Source organism: Achromobacter sp. Bel (genome assembly GCF_012928505.1).
Lineage (GTDB): Bacteria > Pseudomonadota > Gammaproteobacteria > Burkholderiales > Burkholderiaceae_B > Achromobacter.
Window position 1 is genome coordinate 40,318 of sequence record NZ_JABBJN010000028.1, and the last position, 20,668, is coordinate 60,985.

Below are 20,668 nucleotides of genomic sequence, written 5' to 3' on the forward strand. Positions count from 1 at the left end.
GGGTGGGTGGCGCGCGCCCGCGATTGCGGTCCGGAGCCTTCGCTCCGGACTGCCCTCTCGTCATCTTCGTTGCGGCCTGCGGCCGCGGCCTTCAGATTCCCTCGGGCGCATCAAGGTTGCGCGCCACCCACCCGACCCCGGCGACGAGCTGCGCCGTCTTGGTTCGCGCGCTGCTAGAGCGCGGTTTACTGACGAGATTTTCGGGGCCCGCCTCATGCGCCCGCGCGGGCGGCCGCATTCGGCATACGCGTTGTGAGACGTCGAGGCGGTGAGCGCTTGCGCGCTGATAGTGATTGGTTTTCTATTGCGCCCCGCCGTCAGGGGGGAGGTGGAGCGACGGGTGGCGCGCGGCGGATAGCGGCTTGCTTCTTCGTACCTGGACGCGCGCCACCCGTCTAAAAGGGAGGGCGGTGATTGTTGCGAGCGTCGGCTGAAATTTGCGGCATTGCGAGGGTTGCTCGCTTCGTAGGCGCGCAGCGGCATTGGGGATCGCAAGACGGCGCGTAAGCTCCCAAAGGCCGCCCGCGCGGCCGGCCGGGAGCGGGCCCCGCAAAATCATCCGCTAGCCCAACACCGGTGGAGAGAGCCCCAAGAAAACCGTTCTCCCCAGTTGACGGCAGGGTCCAACTGACAGAGCCCGTCGTGTCGGTGGCCTGCGGGGCGCGGGGAGTCGATAAGCCCGAGGGAATCTGAAGGAGCTGCCGCAGGCAGTGACGAAGATGACGACGGGGCAGTCCGGAGCGAAGGCTCCGGACCGCAATCGTTGACCCGCGCCCCGCAGGCCACCGACATGGCGGGCGTCTTAAGAACCCCCTCCCGCGACAACAAAAAATGCCGTCAAGCTCTCCCCCGAAGCCACTCCTCTAACTCCCTGGCCGGCAACGGTGGCGAAAACAGAAAGCCCTGCCCCGCCGCGCACCCCTGTTCGATCAGGAACCGCCGCTGTTCCTCGTTTTCGACGCCTTCGGCTACCACCGGCAAGCTCAGGCTCTCTCCGATCCGGATCACGGCGCTCGTCAACGCCCGCGCTGCGTCGTCGCTTTCCAATCCCTGGACAAAGCTTCGATCCAGCTTCAGTTCATCCACGATCAGACGCCGCAAGTGCCCCAGGCTGGAATACCCCGTGCCGAAGTCGTCCATCGACAAGCGCACGCCCAGGCGATGCAATTCGGCGATCGTCCGCAGCGTGCCGGCGGTGGCGTCCAGGACCACGCCTTCGGTGATCTCCAGCATCAGGTCGGCGGGCGCCAGGCCGAATTCGGCCAGCGTGGCCGCGATCATCCGGGGCAGGTTCAGGTTGTGGAAGTTCGTGGCCGACAGGTTCACCGATACCGACGGCACCTTCAATCCGTTGCTGCGCCACGTCGCCAATTGCGAGCACGCCTCGCGCAGCGCCCAGTCGCCCAGGTCGCCGATCAGGCCGCACTCTTCGGCCAACGGCACGAAACGCACGGGCGAAATGTCGCCCAGCGTCGGGTGGCGCCAGCGGGCCAGCGCTTCCACGCCGTACAGGCTGCCGTTCTTAAGGCCCACCTGCGGCTGGTAGTGCAGGCGCAGCGCCTTGGCTTCCAGCGCGTCGCGCAAGGCGGCTTCGAGCGCCAGGCGTTCTTGCGCCTGGCGGTTCATTTCCGCACTGAAGAAAGAGATCCGGTTGCGGCCCGCGGTCTTGGCCTGGTACATCGCCATGTCGGCGTGGCGCAGCAACGTATCCATGTCGCGCCCGTTTTCCGGGAACACGCTGATGCCGATGCTGACCGACGGATTCAGCGTGATACCGCCCACCGAGAACGGCTGGGCCAGCGCCACCAGGATGTGTTCGGCGGCAGCGGTCAGGCGGCCGTGCTCGAAGTCCGGCATCATCATCACGAACTCGTCGCCGGACAGCCGTCCGACAATGTCGGTCGCCCGCGCCAGGCGGCGCAGGCGCTGGGCCACGTCGCGCAGCAAGGCGTCGCCGATAGGATGACCCAGGGTGTCGTTGACCTGCTTGAAGCGGTCCAGGTCCAGGAACAGCACCGCCACGCGCTTGCGTTCCGGTTCGGCGCGCGCCAGGGCCTGCTCGGCTTGGGCCAGCAGCAGGTTGCGGTTCGGCAGGCCGGTCAGTTCGTCGTAGAACGCCAGTTGGCGGATGCGGGCGCGGGCTTCTTCGCGCTCGAGCGCCAGCGCGCACAGGTAGACGCACACGTCCACCAGGCGGTGATGGAAATCGTCGGGCAGACGGCGTTCGCGGAAGTAGAACCCGAAGGTGCCGATCACACGGCCGTCGCTGGACTTGATGGGCGACGACCAGCACGCCTTGATGTCGTCCGGCAGCGGCAGGTGGCGGTAATCGTCCCACAGGGGATCAGTGGCGATGTCGGGCACGATGACGGGACGGCCCAGGAACGCGGAGGTGCCGCACGCGCCCGCTTGCGGGCCGATCTTCACGCCGTCCAGCGCGTCGGAGTAGGCGGGCGGCATGCTCGGGGCCGCCAGCGGCCGCAGGTGGCCGGTGTCGTCCACGCGCAGCACGGTGGCGGCCACTTCCGGCGCCAAGCGCTCGACCTCGCGGCACACCATGTTCATGACCTCGACCACCGAGGCCTCGTTCACCATCGCCTGCAGCACGCGGCGCTGCAGCACTTCGTGCACCTTGGTGGGGGTGATGTCGGTCAGCACGTCCACGATATTGACGAGCGTTCCACGGTCGTCGAAGACCGAGTTGGCCATGACGGATACCCATAGGGGCTTGCCGCAGCGGTCATAGACCAGCACATCCTTGTGGTAGCCCTCGCGGCAGGCGATACGGCGGTCCAGCTCTTCACGGGTGCCGCCGTCGGGCCGGCCGCCGGCCAGCAATTCGCCCAGTTCCTGGTGCACGGCATCGCCCCGACCGAAACCCAGCATGCGCTGGAAGCCGTCGTTCACATAGACGATGCGGCCATCGCTGCCGGACACCGCGACGGCGTTGCCGGTTTCGTTGATGCCCAGCAGCAGCAGGCGGATCTCTTCCTGGCGCTCGGCATCCGCAATCGACTTGCGCGAGATGACCGAAATGCGCGCGACCTCACCGTCATCATCCTTCAATGGCAGGTAAGTGGCCTCGATCCAGAGCGAACCGCCATCTTTCTTACGGTAGCGGCAGGTGCCCGAAAAATAATCGCCCTGGCGCAGGCGGGCCCAGATCCGCTCTCCGCTGGCGATGCCCTTGCCTTCGTCCATGCTGTCGCACAGCATGTCGTGGCGCAGCGTCAAGGCCTCCTCCAGGGAGTACCCCGAGGCGGCCAGGAAATTGGGGTTGGCGTTCGTCAGCGAACCGCTCGCGTCGAAATCGAACAGCAGCAGCGCCCGATCCATCGACGTCAGGTAATTGCCCGCATGCCACGCGGCGCCCTGGGGGCCCGCGCTCGAAACGCCTACATGAGTATCAAGCATAAGGGGCTCCATACCGGAATACAGCTGTTCCGGTTTCATTCAGCGCTTTGGAAAGCCAAGCGCGACGCGGTCTCGTCCGTCCTGCTTGGCCAGGTACAGCGCCTGGTCCGCGCGACTGAGCGTTTCCGAGAAGGTCTCTCCCAACTGGTGATGCGCCATGCCGATACTGACCGTCAACCTCAATACGTCCTCGCCCGCCGCCACCGCAAGCCCGCGCACCGCGCCGACCAGCCGGTCCATGACGCCTTGGGCGGCGTCTGGCTGCGTGTTGGGCAGCAGCACCAGGAATTCTTCGCCTCCCCAGCGTCCGCACAAGTCGTACTCGCGCAGGCTTTCGCGCATTACGCCGGCAAGCTCGACCAGCGCGCGGTCCCCGGTTTCGTGCCCGTAGCGGTCATTGACCGACTTGAAGTGGTCCACGTCCAGCATGGCCACGACAAGGCTCTCGCCGATGCGCGAGGCGCGCTCGACTTCCTGCTTGATCATTTCCATCAGGGCGCGCCGGTTCAGCAGGCTGGTCAACGGATCGCGGCTGGAGGTCTCTTCCAGCGCGGCGTTCAGGTCGCGCATCATGTTCTGGTAGTGGTCGGAAATTCGCGCAATGCGCGTCAACCGGCGCAACTGCCGGTCGAATTGGTCGCACAGGCCCAGTTCGCGCTCGTGCGCCATGGATTGGTAGGCGTCCGACAACTGGGTCACGCGCTCGATGCGGGCCATCTGCTCGGCCGTATGCTGCCAAAGCGCCTCAAGCGCGTCGCGCAGAGGGTGGCCGTCATAGGCCGGGTCTGCCAGCAGTTCGGTGATGCGTCGATCCAGTTCGGCGGCGCCGGGTTTCATTCGCGGCCAACCACCGAAAACGGAAAGGTGCAGTCTTCCTTGAATTCCTCGGCCAGCTCGCCGACGCGTTCATTGCGTTTGTCGTAGAACCAGGTCACGCTGACCTGTCGGCCCTTGCCGTGCGCGGCTTCGATCACGTCGAAGATGTCCATGACGGACTTGATGCTGCTGGTGTTGAGATACAGCAGTTCCAGTTCCAGGCTCAACGGGGCGGATGAGCCCAGCAGGTAAGCCTCGACCCATTCGATCACCGGGCCGAACAGTTCAAAGGAATTCTCGGGGTAGGAGTCGCCGCGCATCGCCAGCACGCCGGCAGCCGCATCAGCGGTGATGGCGGGCGTGGACTGCGTCCCGGGAATGTTCAAATCTTTCATCAAATACTCCGAAAATAATTCTTGGATGCGCGCGGAGCCTTCAGATCACGACGCTCAGGCTGAAGAACGCCTGCCCTTCCTGGGCGGCGGGCGTCAGGCTGGCTTCCAGCGGGGCGCCGGCGCGGCGTGCGATATCGATCAACCCCAGACCCGCGCCCGAGGCCACGCCTTGGGTGCGCGGCTTGTGAAGCTGCGTCTTGTATTCCGCCTTCAGGGCCGCCTTGTCCAGCGCGGCCAGTTCGCGGATCCGCGCGACCAGGGCATGGCCGTCGTCGGACTTGACGAGGTTGCCCGCCGACACCACGTAGCGGCTTTCGTCGCGGCGGCCGATCACGACGGTCGCCGACGCCTCGGCGTCGCCGTGAGCGGCGGCGTACTGGCGAATGTTCTGGATCATCTCGATGTACACCGAGAAAACGTCCATCGCTTCAGCCGGCCGCACATGTTCCGCGTTCAGGTAATTCTTGAGCGCGTTGCCGATTTCCTCGATCAAGCTGCGGGAGATCGGCCCGTTAAAGCACAGCAGGGTGCGGTTCTGATTGAACCGTTCACCCAACGCATAGAGATCGGAGGCATTCATAGCGGTTACCGCCCTGATAACGATTATTCGAAACGGAAAGACAGCAAGGTGATGTCGTCACGCTGGGGACGGCCACCCTGGTATTCGGCCAGCGCTTGCGTAAACGCGACGGCCTGTTCAGTTAACGGCTGCCGCGCGTGTCTCTTGAGCATTTCCGCGAAACGCGTGTTGCCGAACCCGAACCCGTGCTCGCCGCCCGCCTGGTCCAGGAACCCGTCTGTCGCCAGGTAATAGGTCCAGCCCGGTTCCATCTGCAGATCGATATTCGCGTAGACCCCGGTGCGCTTGTCGCCCAACGCGCGCCTGCCGCCGGGGATCTCGCGCAAGGTCTCGCCATCGCTGGCGTACAGGCTGATCTTCGCGCCGGCATACCGCAGCCGTCCCGTCTGGCGGTCAATATATACCAGGCCCGCATCGGTATTGGTGGCCAGCGCCCGGGGCAGTTGCGCATCCGCAAGCATGGCGCGGATGGCCATGTCGGTGCGCGTCAGGATCCCGGCAGGATCGCCGGGGCCGACCTCGGTGATCGCCAGATCGATGGCGGCACGCGCCAGCATCGTCATCAGCGCGCCCGGCACGCCGTGGCCCGCGCAGTCCATGATACCCAGCAGGCAGTTGGCGCCGTCCGATCGGAAGACGTAGAAATCGCCGCCCACCACGTCGCGCGGCTTCCACAGCACGAAGTGGTGCGCGCCCAGGGACTGCGTCAGCTGGCGGTCCGGCAGGATGGCGCGCTGGATCAGGCTGGCGTAGTCGATGGAGTCGCCGATCTTCTTGTGCGCGGCGGCCATGGCCCGGTTGGCGTCCTCCAACTCGGACGTGCGTTCGCGCACCTTGGACTCCAGTTCGGCCGTGTGCTGGCGGACCTTGTCGGCCATGACACCGAAGGCGCGGCTCAGGTCGCCGATCTCGTCCTGCCCGCCCGGGGGCAGGCGCACGTCGTAGCTGCCGTCCGCGATGGCGCGGGCCGATTGCTGCAGGCGACGCAGCGGACGCAGCATCAGCCGCTCGATGGCGTAGCCGAAGCCCAGCAGCATGGCGGCGAACAGCACCGCCAGGCCGATCGCCGCCGGCCACAGCCAACCGGTATCCAGCACGCGCGCGGCGCCCAGGTCCACAACCGTCAGCACGTGCCAATGCAACTCGGGCATATAGGCCACGGACATCAACTGGCGCGCGCCGTCGATCTTCACCCAGGCGGATTGCACCGATTGCGGATCGGCCTGGGCCGCGCGCATGGCTGCCCGCAATTCGTCCCGGCCCGGCCCGTCGTCCAGCAGGTTGAACACCCTGCCCCGGCCGCCGGCGGCGCCGCCCGCGCCGGAGTTGTAGGCGATCAGGGTGGCGTCCATATGCGCCTGGATGGCGCCTTCCTCGTCGACGATGATGGGCGTGACGCCGGGCTGGCCGCTGTTGACGAAATCGCGCAGGAAGCCGCCCACGTCCAGGCCGGCGCCGGTCAGGGCCACGACGCGGTCGCCGTCGCGCACCTGGACGTTGATCCACACCTTCGTAGTCTGGAGCTTCAGGTCGGGATTAACGTTGATGTTGTACTTGGCCGGCGACTTCAGCGTGGCGTAGAACCAGCCGTCGTCCGCCGCGCCGGGGCTGAGCGTATAGCGCGGCGCCTCGGACAACGGCTTGTCGTCGTTGAAGTAGTAGTGGCCGCTTGCGGCGCTGGCGATGAAGTAGGCGCGGCCCAGCAGATCGCGGCGGTAGCCGTCGGCTTCGCGGAAGAAGAGCTCGCGGGCAGCCGGATCGCCTTCGTTGCGCAGCCAGCGCCGGGTGACTTCGCTATCGGCCAGTCGCAGCGACAAGGCCAGTTCGCGCGACACCGGCGCCAGGATGCGTTGCCGGTTGAGTTGCGTGAAGTTATCGGCGAAGGCGCGTCCGAAGTGGTCCCTGACCCCATCCAGCACCAGCCAACCGATCACGGCGGCGGACGCCAAGGCGATCACGCATGCCAACAGCAGCGCCATCAATGATTTTTTGCGCAAACCCCATTTCGCCATGCGAAGTCATCCTGACAACTTGATAAGACGTGACGTGCGTACCCGCCCTGAAGGCACGATAGGGTCAGGCGCGCTAAGTGTAGAGAACAGCGGGGTCAAATGAAACAGGCGCAAACGTCTGGATGCGTTCCAGACACCTTAAGTTTCAGCCCAGCAATGTAAATGCGGGTTTATTGCGTTTTATATCGTATTTTTTACGAGCGCCCCCGCAGGCGATGCGGCTTTATTACTACACGCCCAGATAGCGTTCCCATAGGCCGCGGTCGGCGTCCAGCGCGCGCGAGTCGCCCGTCCACACGACCTTGCCACGCTCCAGGATGACGTGCTGGTCCGCCAGGCTCAGCAACCTTTCGACATATTTATCGATGACGAGGATGGTCTGCCCCGCCTGGCGCAACCGCGACAGGCAATTCCAGATTTCCTCGCGGATCTTGGGCGCCAGGCCCTCCGTGGCCTCGTCCAGGATCAGCAACCGGGGATTGGTGACCAGCGCCCGGCCGATGGCCAGCATCTGCTGTTCGCCGCCCGAGAGCTGGTTGCCCATGTTGCGGGCGCGTTCGGCCAGCCGGGGGAACAGGTCGAATACGCGTTCGGGCGTCCAGGGCTCGCCGATTTCGGGATTACGCGCGGCGACGAAGGCGGTCAGGTGTTCGCGCACCGTCAGATTCGGAAAGCACTGGCGTCCTTCGGGGACGATGGCCACGCCCGCCCGGGCAATGCGGTCCGGGCTCCAGCCGCTGATGTCCTGCCCCGCGAACTGGATCTTGCCGCCCCGCAGCGGCAACTGGCCGAACAGGGTGCGCAGCAGCGTGGTCTTGCCCATGCCGTTGCGGCCCAGCAAGGTCACGACCTGCCCGGCGCCGATCTGCAGGTCCACGCCGAACAGTACCTGGCTGGCGCCGTAGCCGCTCTGGGCCGATTCGATGGTCAGCATCACGCGGTCTCCTCGTCGCCCAGATAGGCTTGCCGTACTTCCGGGTTGGCGCGGATCTCGTCGGGGGTGCCGGTCGCGATGACGCGGCCATACACCAGCACCGACAGACGGTCGGCCAGGCGGAACACCGCCTGCATATCGTGTTCGACCAGCAGCATGGCGGCCCGTCCCCGCAGGGTTTCGATCAATTCGGTCAGGCGGACGGTCTCGTCGGGGCCCATGCCGGCCATGGGCTCGTCCAGCAGCAGCACGCTGGGCCGGGCGGCCAGCGCCAGCGCGAACTCCACTTTGCGTTGTTCGCCGTGCGGCAAGGTGCCCGCCGGCCGGTCCAGCAGGGCCGCGTCGATGGCGCATTCCCGGGCCAGCTCGCGCGCCTGTTCATACAGCGCGGATTCGGCGGCGCGCGGCTTCCAGAACCGGAAACTGCTGCCCGCATGGGCCTGCACCGCCAGCACCAGGTTGTCCAGCACGCTGGACTGCTTGAAGATATTGGTGATCTGGTAAGACCGCGACAGCCCGGCCGACACGCGCTGGTGCGCGTTCATGCTCGTGACGTCGCGCCCGCCCACCGTCAACGTGCCGGAATCCGCCGCCAACGTGCCGGACAGCAGGTGGATCAGCGTGGACTTGCCCGCGCCGTTGGGACCGATCAGGGCGTGGATTTCGCCCGGGTTCAGGGTCAGCGACACGTTATCGGTGGCGACCAGCGCGCCGAAGCGGCGGACCAGCCCGGAGGCCTGCAAGGCAGGCGCGGTGGCGTTGATAGACGGATTCATGATCCCACCTTGCCGGATTGGGGCGTGGCGCGTCCGCCGAACAACGGGCCGAACAGGCCGACCAGGCCGCGCGGCGCGCCGAACACCACGCACAGCAGCAGCACCCCCAGGGGCAGGTGCCAATATTCGGTCCACAGACGCAGCACTTCTTCCAGCGTCAGCATCACCACCGCACCGGCCACGCCGCCCCAGCGCAGGCCGATGCCGCCCACCAGCACCATGATCAGCAGGTTGGCCGATTGCGTCCAATGCATCAGGCTGGGCGAGATGAACAGGTTGTGGTTGGCCAGCAGCGCGCCGGCCAGGCCGGCTGCCGCGCCGCTTAGCGTGAAGGCCGCCAGTTTGATGCGATAGACCGGGTAGCCCATGGACTCCATGCGCGACTCGTTCTCGCGGATGCCCTGCAAGGCCGTGCCGAAGCGCGAGGACACCACCCGGCTGAACCCCCACATGACCAGCGCGAACAACACCAGCACCAGGTAATAGAAGCTGACGTCATGGGACAGGTCGATGCCCGGCAGCGTGGAATAGCCGGGCAGGTTCAGCCCGTCTTCGCCGCCGTACTGGCGCAGCGAAATAAAGATGTAGAACAGCATCTGCGCGAATGCCAGCGTGATCATGATGAAGTACACGCCGCGGGTGCGCAGCGAGATCGCCCCCGTGATGCAGGCCAGCACGCCCGCCAGCAGCATGGCCACCGGCCAGACGATCAACGCCGAGGTTACGCCCGACATCGCCAGGATGCCCACCGCATAGGCGCCGGCGCCGAAGAACGCCGCGTGCCCCAGCGCCACCATGCCGCCGTAGCCCAGGATCAGGTTCAGGCTGGTCGCCGCCAGCGCGTAGATCAGCACGCGCCGCACGAAGGAAATATAGAAGTCCAGGCCCAGCGCCGGCGCCACCAGCGGGAACACCGCCAGCGCCGCCAGGAGGACCACGGTCCAGATTGTGGTTCTCATCGTCAACCCCGCGCCGGAAACAGGCCGGAGGGCCGGAACACCAGCACAGCCGCCATCAATACGTAAATGGCGATGGCGGCCAGCGTCGGACCGACGCTGGAGGCCACGGCCGGAGAAAAGACCTGGCGCAGCAGCATCGGCAGGAACGCCCGCCCCGCCGTGTCCACCATGCCCACCAGCAAGGCGCCCACGAAGGCGCCGCGGATCGATCCGATGCCGCCGATCACGATGCACACCAGCACCAGGATCAGGATTTCTTCGCCCATGCCCACCTGCACCGACGTGATCGGCCCCAGCAGGGCGCCGGCCACCGCGGCCAGCATCGCGCCCAGCACGAACACGCCCAGGAACAGCAGCGGCACGCGCACGCCCATCAGCGTGGCCATCTGGCGGTTGGAGGCGCCCGCCCGCACCAGCACACCGGCGCGGGTGCGCGTCACGAACCAATACAGGCCCGCGGCGGCGGCCACGCCGAACACGATGATCATCAGGCGGTAGGCGGGATACAGCAGGTCCGGCAGCAGCCGCACCGGACCGGACAGCACGGCCGGCATATTGAGCATGACAGGCGCGGGGCCCCAGATCATCTTGACGAGATCGTTGGCGATCAGGATGACGGCGTAGGTGCCCAGCACCTGGGCCAGGTGGTCGCGCAGCGCCAGGCGGCGGATCAGCGTCAGTTCCAGCGCCACGCCGACCAGGCCGGTCGCGACGGCCGCCACCAGGACGGCGGCGGTGAATGAACCCGTGCGCTGCATGGTTTCGGCGGCGACGTAGGCGCCGGCCATGTAGAGCGAGCCGTGAGCCAGATTCATGATGTCCATGATGCCGAACACCAGGGTCAGCCCGGCCGCGATCAAAAACAACATCAACCCAAACTGGAGACCGTTCAGCAATTGCTCGACGATCAGCGTAAACGTCATGAACACTTCCCCTTGCCGCGAATCGCCGATGGCGTCGCTCGCGGCCAAATCATCAAAACCACCTGGTTATGCCTCACGCGGCCCACCCTGCGCAGCCCACGAAACCTGCCCGCCCGAGCGCGGTCGCGCGGAGCCGGCTTCGCCGGTCCGCAGCGACGCCCCCTTGAGGGGGAAGCGCGCAGCGCGTCGGGGGTGGGCCTTACCTATAGCTTGCAATCGCCGACGTAGACGTCCTGATACTTGTCGAACACCTTGCCCACCAGCTTGTTGGTAATGCGGCCGCTGCCATCCTTGTCGACCACGCGCAGGTAGTAGGACTGGATGGGGTAGTGGTTCTTGCCGTAGGTGAAGCTGCCACGCACCGACGGGTAGTCGGCCTTTTCCAGGGCGCGGATGACCGCCTCGCGGTCGGAAGCCTTGCCGCCGGCCTGCTTGACGGCGGCATCCATGGCCATGATGACGTCATAGGCCTGGGCGGCGTACACGGACGGGTAGCGGCCGTTGTATTCCTTGCGGAAGGCGTCCACGAAGATCTTGTTCTGCGGCACGTCCAGGTCATGCGCCCACTGCGCCGTGTTGTACATGCCCAGCATGGGCTCGCCCACCGCCTGGATCACGTCTTCGTCAGCCGAGAAACCCGGGCCGATCAGCTTGACGCTTTGCGACAGGCCGGCCGACACGAACTGCTTGACGAAGTTGATGCCCATGCCGCCCGGCAGGAAGATGTAGACGGCGTCCGGCTTGGCGGCGCGGATCTGGGCGATCTCTGCGGCGTAGTCGATCTGGCCAAGCTTGGTGTAGACCTCGTCGCCCGGCGCGGTCTTGTAGCCGCGCTTGAAGCCGGTCAGCGCATCCTTGCCGGCCGGGTAGTCCGGGGCCATGATGAACATCTTCTTGAAGCCGCGGTCCGCCGCGACCTTGCCGGCCGCTTCGTGGAAGGCGTCGTTCTGGTAAGACGTGCCGAACCAGTAGTTGTTGCATTGGGCGCCGGCGAATTGGCTGGGGCCCGGATTGTTCGACAGGTAGGGCACCTTGGCCGCGAACAGCGCGGGGCCGACGGCCAGCGCCACGTTCGAGCCGATGGGGCCGGTGAAGAAATCGATCTTGTCGCGCTGGATGTAGCGGGTGACCAACTGGCGGGCCTGGTCGGGGTTGCCGCCCATGTCGGTCTGCACGAATTCGGCGGGCTGCCCGCCCAGCTTGCTGCCCAATTGCTTGATGGCCAGGTTGAAGCCGTCACGGGCTTCGGCGCCCAACGCCGAGAACGGGCCGGAGATGTCGTTGGCGATGCCGACCTTGACGGCATCTGCCATGGCCACGGCCGGCACCAGCGCGGCGACGGCGATAAGGGAAGTGATCAAACGCATGGTGGTGTGCTCCGTGCGCGAGCCCGCGCAGAGGGTGTTCTTATTGAGGGTGCGATTCGAATGACTTCTGTGCCCGGCCTGCCGGCGCCATTGCGCCGCCGTCAAACTGGCGCTTGCAAAGATATTGCTTGCTACGTCAGGATCCCGTTGTGAGAGCATAGGGAATACTGGCGTGGTTCATAGTTTAGGTTTAAAGTATTCGTCAAAACAAGACTAGGGTTTTTACCAAAGGGTTATTACCAGGGACCAATGCCCAAGAATTACCCAAGAATTACCCAAGGATTACCAACGGGTTTTTTACTAACGGGTTTTCCTGACTAACGGGTTTTTCTTACTAACGGGTTTTCCAATAGGGTTTTCCGACAATCTACCGCCATGGTCACCCTCTACCGCCACTATGACCGCGCAGGCCTGGATGTCCAGTACAACGCTCGCGCGACAGTACCCGACATCGGTCCGATACTCAAGAAATACGCCGAAGACAGCGCTGCGGCGCGCCAGTCGCTGGATTGCGGGCTGGACGTGCCGTTCGGCGACCATCCCGACGAGCTGCTGGACATCTTCCGCCCCGCGCCGGAGGCGTCCAGCGGCGCGGGCGCACCCGTGTTCGTGTTCATCCACGGCGGCTACTGGCGCCTCTTGTCCAAGAACGATTCCAGCAGCATGGCGCCCGCCTTCACGCAAGCGGGCGCGGTGGTCGTGTCGGTGAACTATTCACTGGCGCCTGCCGTGACACTGGACCGCATCGTGGACCAGAACCGGCGCGCGCTGGCCTGGATCCACCGCCACATCGCCGATTACGGCGGCGACCCCCGGCGCATCCACGTCTGCGGCAGTTCCGCGGGCGGGCACCTGGTGGGCGCGTTGCTGGCAGGCGGCTGGCACGCCAGCTACGAAGTGCCTCCCGACGTGATCCGCGGGGCCGCGCCGCTGTCCGGCCTGTTCGACCTGCGCCCGCTGGTGCATACCCATATCAACGAATGGATGCGCATGAGCGAAGCCGACGCCATCCGCAACAGCCCCGCCCTGCACCTGCCGCCCACGGGCTGCCCGCTGGTCATCAGCTACGGCGAATCCGAAACCGACGAATTCAAGCGCCAAAGCGACGACTATCTGGCCGCCTGGCAGCAACGCGGCTTTCCCGGACGCTATGTGCCGATGCCCGGCACCAACCATTACGACATCGTGTTGACGCTCAACGATCCCGCCAGCCCGCTGACGCGCGCCATCTTTGAACAGATGGGCCTGGCGCCCGCTTCCCCACGCATTCCCGGTATCCTCCCTAGCCATGACTGACGCTCCCGACCTGGAATCCCGCGCCGCGCCCGACGACCACCACGCGCTTCGGCTGTGGCTGCGCATGCTGACCTGCGCCAATCTCATCGAAGGCGAGATCCGCAGCCGCCTGCGCAACGAGTTCGACACGACGCTGCCCCGCTTCGACCTGATGGCGCAACTGCAGCGCGCCCCCAAGGGCATGAAGATGGGCGACCTGTCGCGTCACATGATGGTCACCAACGGCAACATCACCGGCATCACCGACCAGCTGGAAAAGGAAGGCCTGGTGGTGCGCACCAAAGTGGAGTCCGACCGCCGCAGCTCGCTGATCAAGCTGACGCCGCAGGGCAAGAAGACCTTCGCCCGGATGGCGCGCGCCCACGAGTCCTGGGTCAAGTCCATGTTCGGCGACCTGCCCGAATCCACGCGCAACGCGCTGTTCCAGGCCTTGGGCGAACTCAAGCTTCAGGTGGTGGCCACCCGCTCCGAATCCGCCAAGGGCTAGCGCGCGCCATCCGAGGCTGCGGGCGCTGAAATCCCAGTCCGGTTTGGCGCATAATTGCCGCCATGATTCCGGTATCTCTTCCTGGCGGTAATTTCTATGTGCTGATGGCGGCCTCGTTGGCCTGCCTGGCCACGTTGCTGACCTGGCTGGCCGTGCTGGCCACCACGCGCAGCGCCCGGCTCTGGCTGGGCGACCACCGGCGCACCGGCACCGTCCTGATGGCCTTCCTGGCGCTGGTCGGCGCCATCTTCCCCTACCAGCAGTTCAGCCTGTGGTTCTCGGCCCAGCGCGACGCTCAGGCGGACGCCGGCCGCAAGACGACGCTGGCCCACGCCACCCGGCTGGCGGGCGTGGACATGCCGGCGGGCACCGTGCTGAGCCTGACCCGCCCCGGCGAGCTGGACTCGTTCGACCGCGCCGTCTTCCCCGAGAGCCAGCCCGCCCCCGTCCAGGGGGTGGCCGCGACGCATCTGTTCCGCTATGCCGCCACGCCCAAGCAACCCGAGACCCTGTCGGCGGAAATCGCGCGCGACCAGGCGCTGGAAGGCTGGCTATGCGCGCATGGCCACCGGATCGAATTCGCGATGCAGGGCGGCCAGCCCCGTTTCGCCAGTTGTCACCTGGCCATCGGCAACACGCTGGACCACCAGCCCGTGCCGCCGGGCGCCTGGCTGAAGGTCGACGAGGCGGCGCGCGGCACGGCGCTGGACGCGGCCGGATCCACGGCGCGCTGGCTGCTGCGCACCGAAGGCAGCGAGGCGATGACCCTGCGCCAGATGCCGCTGTTGAAGGTGGACATGCGCCTGGACGGCCAGCGCCGGCTGCTGGATTTCGAAGGCCTGCTGGCGCGCGAGACCGTGCTGGGCGCCATGACCTACCCGCCCGGCACTCGCGTGCTGGCCGCGAACCCGCGCCTGCCCGGCGCCCAACCGGGCGACCTGTTGTTTTCACCGTCGCGCGGCCGCTCGGCGCGCCGCAACGGCGGCGAAGACGTCGCGGCCGGGCAATCGGTGCTGCAAGCCCCCGACGGCACGGTGCGCAGCGTGCTCAGCAACCGCGACGCCGGGGTGCTGGACGTGGCCGCCATGCGGATGGCCCCCTGACCGGCGCCTGACAGGCGCCTGCCGCAAACCGGTGGGATAATACGAAGCTTTCCCCCGCGCGCCGCCTTGCCTGGCGGCGATTCCGTCCTGCCCATTCAAGAGACGAAGTCATGGCCGTTAATTTGCAGATCCCCTCCGAGTCCGAAATTTTTCCTGTTGCCGGCATTGAAATCGGCGTCACCGAGGCCGGCATCCGCAAAGCCAACCGGCGCGACCTGACCGTCTTCCGCCTGGCCGAAGGCACAAGCGTGGCCGGCGTGTTCACACGCAACCGCTTCTGCGCCGCGCCCGTTCAGGTCTGCCAGGCCCACCTGGCCGCTGGCGGCCCCATCAGCGCGCTGGTCATCAACACCGGTAACGCCAACGCCGGCACCGGCGAAGAAGGCCTGAAGAAAGCCAACGACACCTGCGCCGCGCTGGGCCGTCTGCTGGGCGTGCCGGCCTCGCAGATCCTGCCGTTCTCCACCGGCGTCATCCTGGAGCCGCTGCCGCTGGACCGCCTGGTCGCGGGCCTTCCGGGCGCCATCGCCGACCTGGCCGCCGACCACTGGTCCAGCGCCGCCCACGGCATCATGACGACCGACACGCTGCCGAAGATCTCGTCGGCCAAAGTGCAGATCGACGGCAAGACCGTCACCTTCACCGGCATCAGCAAGGGCGCGGGCATGATCCGCCCCAACATGGCCACGATGCTCAGCTTCCTGGCCACCGACGCCGGCATCGCCCAGCCGCTGCTGCGCCGCCTGGCCGTGGAAATCGCGGATGCGTCGTTCAACCGCATCACGGTCGACGGCGACACCTCCACCAATGACTCCTTCATCATCGCGGCCACCGGCAAGTCGGGCGTGAACGTCGACAGCGAATCCGACGCCGCCTACGCCGCCGTGCGCGCGGCGCTCACCGCCGCCGCGCTGGAGCTGGCCACGAAGATCGTGCGCGACGCCGAAGGCGCCACCAAGTTCATGACGATCCGCGTCGAAGAGGCCGGCACCACGGAAGAAGCGCTGAAGGTCGCCTACGCGGTCGCGCATTCGCCGTTGGTCAAGACCGCCTTCTTCGCATCCGACCCCAACCTGGGCCGCATCCTGGCCGCGATCGGCTATGCCGGCATCGACGACCTGGATGTGTCCAACATCCGCCTGTGGCTGGACGACGTGCTGGTGGCCAAGAACGGCGGCCGCAATCCCGACTACCAGGAAGCCGATGGCCAGCGCGTCATGAAGCAGGCCGAGATCTCGGTGCGCATCGCGCTGGGCCGCGGCCAGGTCGCGGACACCGTCTACACCTGCGACTTCTCGCACGAGTACGTGACCATCAACGCCGACTACCGTTCGTGATCCGCCATGAGCGCTAGCGAATTCACCACCCTTATCCAGCGCGCCGAGCGCGTGCTGGCGCAGCTTGAGGCCTTCCTGCCCCCGGCGCCGCCCGACATCGACTGGAGCGCCCACGCGTTCCGCTGGCGCAAGCGCGGCTCGCGTGGCTGGCTGGATGCCGTGCGCCACGTCGCCCGCATCGACATGCAAGACCTTCAGCACATCGAGCGCCAGAAGGCCACCATCGACCGCAACACCGTCCAGTTCCTCGCGCACAAGCCGGCCAACAACGTGCTGATGACCGGCGCGCGCGGCACCGGCAAGAGCTCGCTGGTCAAGGCCATGCTGGCCGCCTACGGCGATCGGGGGCTGCGCCTGATTGAAGTGGACAAGTCCGACCTGGGCGACCTGGCCGACATCGTCGAACTGGTCGCCTCGCGCCCCGAACGCTTCATCGTGTTCTGCGACGACCTGTCGTTCGAAGAAGGCGAGCCCGGCTACAAGGCGCTGAAGTCGGTGCTGGACGGCTCGGTGTCGGCCTCGGGCGACAACGTGCTGATCTACGCCACGTCCAACCGGCGCCACCTGATGCCGGAATACATGAGCGAGAACCTGCAGGCCAAGCACCAGCCCGATGGCGAAATCCATCCGGGCGAAACGGTCGAAGAGAAGATATCCCTGTCCGAACGCTTCGGCCTGTGGCTGTCGTTCTACCCCTTCAAGCAGGACGACTACCTGGACATCGTCTACCACTGGCTGCGCGAGCTGGGTTGCCCGGAAGCGCACATCGAGCCTTCCCGCACCGAAGCGCTGCAATGGACGATCGAACGCGGCTCGCGTTCGGGCCGGGTGGCCTATCAGTTCGCGCGCGATTGGGCGGCCCGCCATGTCTGAGAAGATCGTCGACGTCGCCGCCGGCCTGATCCTGCGCCCCGACGGCAAGCTGCTGCTGGGCCAGCGGCCCGAAGGCAAGCCGTGGTCGGGCTGGTGGGAACTGCCGGGCGGCAAGCTTGAGCCCGGCGAAACCGTGCTGCAGGCGCTGGCCCGCGAATTGCAGGAAGAGATCGGCATCCGCGTCACGCAGTCACGCCAGTGGGTCACCTACGTGCACGTCTACCCGCACACCACGGTCCGGCTGGCGTTCTGCCACGTCACGGGCTGGGAAGGCGAACCGCAAGGCCTGGAGAACCAGCGCCTGGAATGGGTCGACCCGGCTAACGCGGCCTCGGTGGGCGACCTGCTGCCCGCCACCCTGCCCCCGCTGCGCTGGCTGCAGCTGCCCACGACCTACGGCATCAGCTCGATCGGTTCGCGCGCGGGCGTGGCCGCGTTCCTGGGCCGCCTGGACGCGGCGCTGGCGCGCGGCGTGAAGCTGGTGCAGCTGCGCGAGCCCGAGTGGCCCGACGGCGCGGGCGCAAGCTCGCTGCATGAGGTGCTGCAACAGGTGCTCAAGCGCTGCCGCGCGGCCGGCGCCCGTGTGCTGGTCAACAGTGCGCACCCCGCCGCATGGTGGAAGGAAGCCGACGGCGTGCACCTGCGCGCGGCGGACGCGGCGCGCCTGACCGCCCGCCCCGAATTGCCCAAGCACGCGCTGGTCGGCGTGTCGGCCCACGACAACGCCCAGGTCGTGCATGCTCGCGACATCGGCGCCGACTTCGCGGTGCTGGGGCCCGTGCTGGACACGCCCAGCCACCCCGGCGCGCAAACGCTGGGCTGGGAAGGTTTCGTCGAAGGCAACCGCGACGCCGGCATCCCGGTTTTCGCGCTGGGCGGGCAATCCACCCAGACCGTATCGCAGGCGCTGCGCCATGGCGCGCATGGCATTGCCGGAATACGCGGCATTCTCTGACGCCGTCCCCGCCGGGGTGCGCCCCGGCGGGTCTGGTTCGATCCCGTGTTCGATCCCTTGCCGGCGCTCTGATTCGATCCCTCAGTCGATCTTGTAGTCCATCCACGACGCGACCATTTCACGCAGGCCGCCTTCTTCTTCGAACGCTTCGCGCGAGCCTTCCGCTTTGTTGCGCCCGAGCTCCAGGATGTACATGTAGTCCGACACCTCGGCACAGCGCCGCACGTTCTGGTCCACCAGCACCACCGTCATGCCTTCGTCGGCAAAGCCGCGGATCAGCGCGTAGATTTCCTTGGAGATCTTGGGCGCCAGCATCGCCGTGGGCTCGTCCAGCAGGATCACCGACGGCTCGATGAGCAAGGCGCGGCCGAATTCCACAAAGCGCTGCTGCCCGCCGCTCATGCTGGACACGGGATCATCGCGCTTGTGCGCCAGGATGGGGAAGCGGTCGTAGACCGAGTCGATGCGCTGGCGCACCCGCGCCTTGTCGCGGCGAAACGGCCAGCAGCCCAGGAGCAGGTTGTCGTGCACGGTCAGCTCGCCAAACAGGCTGCGGTGCTGCGGCACGAACGCCACGCCGTGGTTGGCCCGTTCATGCGAGGGCTGCGCGCTGATATCCTTGCCCCGCAGCGTGATGCGGCCGGTGCGCGGCGGCAAGAAGCCGAACAGGGTCTTGAGCACCGTGGACTTCCCGGCGCCGTTGGGGCCGATCACGCCAGTGACCTTGCCGGCGCGCGCCTGGACGTTGATGCGGTTCAGGATGGTGATGTCGCCGTGATAGGCCACGGTCACGTCTTCCAGAGCGAGGATCGCGGTGCTCATGTCAGGCTCCCAGATAGGCTTCGACCACCCGCGGGTCGGCGCGCACGTGATCGGCGTCGCCCTGGCTCAGGATGGCGCCTTCGTTCATGACGATGATGTGGTGCGACAGCTGATAGATGGAAGTCAGGTCGTGCGACACCAGCACCACGGAACAATCGTGTTCGGTGGGCAATTCGCGGATCACCGAGATCAGCAGCTGCGCGAGCGCGGGATTGACCCCCGCGAACGGTTCGTCCAGCAGCACCACCTTGGGCCGCGCGACCATGATGCGCGCCAGTTCCACCAGCTTCTGCTGGCCGCCGGACAGCTCTTCGGCGTAGTTGTGGCGCAGGCGGTGCAACTCCACCTTGTGCAACCAGTACTCGGATTGCGCATAGCGTTCGTCGGCGCTGCGGCCCGCCTGCTGCTGGGCCACGTCCAGGTTGTCCAGCAGGCTGAGGTGGCGGAAGATGCGCGGCACCTGGAAGGTGCGCCCCACGCCCAGCCGGGCTACTTCGTGTATCGGGCGTCCGCCGATCTCGCGGCCGTCCAGTTCGATGCGGCCGTCGTCCGGCGTGTAGATGCCGTTGATGCAGTTGAGCATCGTGGTCTTGCCGGACCCGTTCATGCCGATGATGCCCAGGATGCCGCCCTTGGGCACCTCCAGGTCCACGCCTTGCAGCGCCACCAGGCCGCCGAAGCGCTTCTTGAGATTCGTGACTTTCAACATGCGTCCGTCTCCCCGGGGCTCTTAACGCAGGGCCTGGCGGCCGAACAGGCCGCTGGGCCGGATGAAGATCGTGGCGACCATCAGCGCGAAACCGCAGATGGTGGCGATGGAAGGGCTGAAGAACACCACCGACACCTGTTCCGTCACCCCGAACAGCAGCGCGCCGACCAACGCCCCCACCGGATGGCCCAGGCCGCCCAACACGATGACGATGAAGCCGATCAGCGTGTAGTCGTTGCCCATGAACGGCGAGAACGCGGGGAAGACCATGGCGACCAGCACGCCGCTGGCGGCCGCCAAGCCCACGCCCAGGCCGAACGCCACCGCCGACAGCCGTTCTGCATTGATGCCCACGATGCGGACCGCGTCGCGGTTCATGATGATGGCGCGCAGCGCGCGGCCCAATTGCGTGCGATACAGGAACACCGTCAGCGCGGCGATGATCGCCAACGCGATGGCCAGCGCCAGCAGCCGAACCGTGGGGATCAGTACCGGGCCGAACTTCAGGAAGACGGGTTCGATCTCGTAGGGAAGCGAGCGTGCGTCGGCGTCGAACGCCAGCAGCATCAGCGCGCCCAGCATGATGGATACCCCAAACATCAGCAGCAGCGAACTGATCTCGGGGTCGTCCGCCTTGGACAGCCGGGGGATCAGGACGAAGTACAGCAGGTAGCCGGCAAGGAAGAAGACCGCGAACGCCAGCGGCAGCGCAATCAGCGGGTTGATGCCCGCGTACTCCATCAGGTAGAACGCGAAGTACGCGCCCAGCACCAGGAATTCACCATGCGCGAAGTTCACCACGCGCAGCACGCCGAAGACGACGTTCAGGCCCACGCCGATCAAGCCATAGATGGCGCCGAGGATCAGGCCGTTGATCAGGCCTTGGATAAGCAGTCCGGTCATGGCGGGT

The 20,668-nt window shown here is 66.4% G+C and carries 19 protein-coding genes; 6 read left to right on the plus strand and 13 right to left on the minus strand.

Features of this window, described 5'->3' with window-relative positions; translation table 11 throughout:
- Positions 1-837 precede the first annotated feature (837 nt).
- The 10 genes from HG262_RS18145 to HG262_RS18190 form a co-directional block, all read right to left on the minus strand.
- A complete protein-coding gene (locus tag HG262_RS18145) occupies positions 838-3,414 on the minus strand; it encodes an EAL domain-containing protein (protein ID WP_169272335.1) in 2,577 nt (858 codons plus the stop codon).
- A 39-nt stretch (positions 3,415-3,453) separates the two neighbouring features.
- On the minus strand, positions 3,454-4,251 hold the full coding sequence (gene siaD, locus HG262_RS18150; RefSeq protein WP_169272336.1) for a biofilm regulation diguanylate cyclase SiaD: 798 nt from the start codon (positions 4,249-4,251) through the stop codon (positions 3,454-3,456).
- Positions 4,248-4,625, minus strand: coding sequence for a biofilm regulation phosphoprotein SiaC (gene siaC / locus HG262_RS18155; RefSeq protein ID WP_169272337.1), 378 nt, complete (start codon positions 4,623-4,625; stop codon positions 4,248-4,250). The genes siaD and siaC overlap by 4 nt, the downstream gene beginning before the upstream one ends.
- 40 nt (positions 4,626-4,665) lie before the next feature.
- Positions 4,666-5,205: a biofilm regulation protein kinase SiaB gene (gene siaB, locus HG262_RS18160; protein WP_169272338.1), complete on the minus strand. Its 540-nt coding sequence runs from the start codon at positions 5,203-5,205 to the stop codon at positions 4,666-4,668.
- A gap of 23 nt (positions 5,206-5,228) precedes the next feature.
- Positions 5,229-7,217: a biofilm regulation protein phosphatase SiaA gene (gene siaA / locus HG262_RS18165; RefSeq protein WP_211187483.1), complete on the minus strand. Its 1,989-nt coding sequence runs from the start codon at positions 7,215-7,217 to the stop codon at positions 5,229-5,231.
- 229 nt (positions 7,218-7,446) lie between these two features.
- Entirely contained in the window at positions 7,447-8,151 is a 705-nt protein-coding gene (locus tag HG262_RS18170; RefSeq protein ID WP_169272339.1) for an ABC transporter ATP-binding protein, read from the minus strand.
- Positions 8,151-8,927, minus strand: a complete 777-nt coding sequence (locus HG262_RS18175) for an ABC transporter ATP-binding protein (RefSeq protein ID WP_169272340.1) — start codon at positions 8,925-8,927, stop codon at positions 8,151-8,153. Before HG262_RS18175 ends, HG262_RS18170 begins: the two co-directional genes overlap by 1 nt.
- The gene (locus HG262_RS18180; RefSeq protein WP_169272341.1) at positions 8,924-9,886 is read right to left on the minus strand and encodes a branched-chain amino acid ABC transporter permease; all 963 of its coding nucleotides are present in this window, start codon (positions 9,884-9,886) and stop codon (positions 8,924-8,926) included. Before HG262_RS18180 ends, HG262_RS18175 begins: the two co-directional genes overlap by 4 nt.
- A gap of 2 nt (positions 9,887-9,888) precedes the next feature.
- Positions 9,889-10,809, minus strand: a complete 921-nt coding sequence (locus tag HG262_RS18185; RefSeq protein ID WP_105560344.1) for a branched-chain amino acid ABC transporter permease — start codon at positions 10,807-10,809, stop codon at positions 9,889-9,891.
- A gap of 203 nt (positions 10,810-11,012) precedes the next feature.
- The gene (locus tag HG262_RS18190; RefSeq protein ID WP_169272342.1) at positions 11,013-12,176 is read right to left on the minus strand and encodes an ABC transporter substrate-binding protein; all 1,164 of its coding nucleotides are present in this window, start codon (positions 12,174-12,176) and stop codon (positions 11,013-11,015) included.
- 375 nt (positions 12,177-12,551) lie between these two features.
- On the opposite strand from HG262_RS18190, the gene HG262_RS18195 reads away from it, so the two are divergent.
- The 6 genes from HG262_RS18195 to HG262_RS18220 all read left to right on the plus strand — a co-directional run bounded on the left by HG262_RS18195 (position 12,552) and on the right by HG262_RS18220 (position 18,227).
- Positions 12,552-13,472 (plus strand): alpha/beta hydrolase, encoded by a 921-nt coding sequence (locus HG262_RS18195; RefSeq protein ID WP_169272343.1) that lies wholly within the window; start codon positions 12,552-12,554, stop codon positions 13,470-13,472.
- Positions 13,465-13,959, plus strand: coding sequence for a MarR family transcriptional regulator (locus tag HG262_RS18200; RefSeq protein ID WP_169272344.1), 495 nt, complete (start codon positions 13,465-13,467; stop codon positions 13,957-13,959). Before HG262_RS18195 ends, HG262_RS18200 begins: the two co-directional genes overlap by 8 nt.
- Before the next feature lie 62 nt (positions 13,960-14,021).
- Positions 14,022-15,062 carry a hypothetical protein gene (locus HG262_RS18205; RefSeq protein ID WP_169272345.1) on the plus strand — a complete coding sequence of 347 codons (1,041 nt, stop codon included), beginning with the start codon at positions 14,022-14,024 and terminating at the stop codon, positions 15,060-15,062.
- A gap of 110 nt (positions 15,063-15,172) precedes the next feature.
- Positions 15,173-16,399, plus strand: coding sequence for a bifunctional glutamate N-acetyltransferase/amino-acid acetyltransferase ArgJ (gene argJ / locus HG262_RS18210; RefSeq protein WP_169272346.1), 1,227 nt, complete (start codon positions 15,173-15,175; stop codon positions 16,397-16,399).
- A gap of 6 nt (positions 16,400-16,405) precedes the next feature.
- Positions 16,406-17,272 carry an ATP-binding protein gene (locus HG262_RS18215; protein ID WP_169272347.1) on the plus strand — a complete coding sequence of 289 codons (867 nt, stop codon included), beginning with the start codon at positions 16,406-16,408 and terminating at the stop codon, positions 17,270-17,272.
- Positions 17,265-18,227 carry a Nudix family hydrolase gene (locus tag HG262_RS18220; RefSeq protein WP_169272348.1) on the plus strand — a complete coding sequence of 321 codons (963 nt, stop codon included), beginning with the start codon at positions 17,265-17,267 and terminating at the stop codon, positions 18,225-18,227. Before HG262_RS18215 ends, HG262_RS18220 begins: the two co-directional genes overlap by 8 nt.
- 81 nt (positions 18,228-18,308) lie before the next feature.
- Here HG262_RS18220 and HG262_RS18225 read toward each other — a convergent pair whose 3' ends face one another.
- Genes HG262_RS18225 through HG262_RS18235 form a run of 3 tightly spaced genes read right to left on the minus strand, consistent with a single transcriptional unit; the run spans position 18,309 to position 20,661 of the window.
- On the minus strand, positions 18,309-19,049 hold the full coding sequence (locus HG262_RS18225) for an ABC transporter ATP-binding protein (protein ID WP_169272349.1): 741 nt from the start codon (positions 19,047-19,049) through the stop codon (positions 18,309-18,311).
- A 1-nt stretch (position 19,050) separates the two neighbouring features.
- Positions 19,051-19,758 (minus strand): ABC transporter ATP-binding protein, encoded by a 708-nt coding sequence (locus HG262_RS18230; protein WP_169272350.1) that lies wholly within the window; start codon positions 19,756-19,758, stop codon positions 19,051-19,053.
- A 21-nt stretch (positions 19,759-19,779) separates the two neighbouring features.
- Positions 19,780-20,661 carry a branched-chain amino acid ABC transporter permease gene (locus HG262_RS18235; protein ID WP_169272351.1) on the minus strand — a complete coding sequence of 294 codons (882 nt, stop codon included), beginning with the start codon at positions 20,659-20,661 and terminating at the stop codon, positions 19,780-19,782.
- Between the last annotated feature and the right edge of the window lie 7 nt (positions 20,662-20,668).